Below are 1,026 nucleotides of genomic sequence, written 5' to 3' on the forward strand. Positions count from 1 at the left end.
CGTTCGAACAGCGTTTCGCGCTGGGGCTGTTCACCGTTCTCGCCGTAGCCGATTTCGTCCAGCCGGGTCAGGTGGCCGCCGTCGTTGTAGGTGAAGCGCCGGGTCAGGTTGTCCACCCGCACTTCTTCAATCAGCCGGTCCGAGGCATCGTAGGCAAAGCGGTACGGCATGCTGTTTTCATTTACCAACGCAGTCAGGCGGATGGCCTTGTCGTACTCATAGCGAACTTGCTGACCTTTGGCATCCTGGCGGCTGCTCGGCAGGCCTCGGGCGGTGCGCAGCAGACGTGTAGTCTGGCCCTTGCCATCGGTGTGGCTCAGCACCTGGCCGTAGACGTTGTAGGTAAACGTCTCTGCCGTGCCGTCCGGATGGTCGATCTTGACCACCTCCCCGTCCGGTTTGCGTTCCAGCGTGGTGGTCTGGTTCAGCGCATCGGTCACCGCCACCAGGTGCTGGCGCTCGTCATAGCGGTAGTAGGTGCTCTTGCCCGAACAGTCCTGAAAACGCTCGACCTGGGCCAGGGTGTTCCACCACAGGTACTTGGACTTGTACGTCGTGTCGATGATGGTGTGCGGCAGGCCATCTTCGCCGTTGAGGTACTCGGTCATCTGGCCCAGCGCATCGAACTCGGCCAGCAGGTTGCCCTTGTCGTCGTAGCGGGCCTGCCACGTGCTGCCATCCGGGTAGGTCACCTTGGTCACCAAGGTGGTCAGGTGGTGGTATTCGTAGGCGATGGTGCGGCCCAGCGGGTCGGTTTCTTCGAGCAGGCGGGCGAACTCGTCGTACTTGAAGTGCAACTGGTTGCCGTCCGGCAGGGTCAGGCCAACCATGTTGCCGAAATCGTCCAGGTCGATGGCGTAGCGTTCGCCGCCGTAGTCGCGGCTGGCGATGACGCGGTGGTCTTCGTTGTAGTGAATCTCCAGCTCGCGGCCCAGCACGTCGGTGGCCCAGCTGGTGCGCGCTGCGAAGTCGTAGCGGAAGTGGAAGTGCTCGCCGTCGCTGGTCCAGTGCTCGACCACGCGGGGT

The 1,026-nt window shown here is 62.8% G+C and carries 1 pseudogene; it reads right to left on the reverse strand.

Annotated features, from left to right (window positions below):
- Positions 1-1,026: pseudogene (locus tag ABEH27_RS25670) on the reverse strand (hypothetical protein); the annotation flags it as partial.

This window comes from Pseudomonas sp. P39-UII1 (genome assembly GCF_039672635.1).
GTDB lineage: Bacteria > Pseudomonadota > Gammaproteobacteria > Pseudomonadales > Pseudomonadaceae > Aquipseudomonas.